The sequence below is a fragment of the Tamlana crocina genome (assembly GCF_012037625.1).
In genome coordinates, this window is the sequence record NZ_JAAVJS010000492.1 from 1 (window position 1) to 360 (window position 360).

The following is a 360-nucleotide window of genomic DNA, read 5'->3' on the forward strand; positions in this document are numbered from 1 at the left end:
GTAGTTTTTAAGACTTACAATCAAGACCAGCTAAGTCTTTTACCTCCCAGTTATGATGATCTAGTTCCCGTCAATCATCCCGTTCGTATTGTAAATACAATTATTGACCATGTCGATATAAGTGCTTTGGAAAAAAGCTATAAAGGTGGCGGAACCTCAAGCTATCATCCGCGCATGTTGCTCAAGGTTGTTGTCTATGCTTACTTGCGTAATTTGTATTCTTCACGTAAAATAGAACAAGCTCTAAATGAGAACATCCATTTTATGTGGCCCAGCGGGCAGAACAAACCGGACCACAACACGGTCAATAACTTTAGGGGAAAGCGTTTACAAGGCCATTTAAAGAAATTTTTTCATCAA

General features: G+C 39.2%; 1 protein-coding gene. It reads left to right on the forward strand.

Annotated elements, in window-relative coordinates:
* Positions 1-360 (forward strand): transposase (locus tag HC176_RS17745; RefSeq protein WP_167920332.1); only part of this gene is annotated, 360 nt, incomplete at both ends.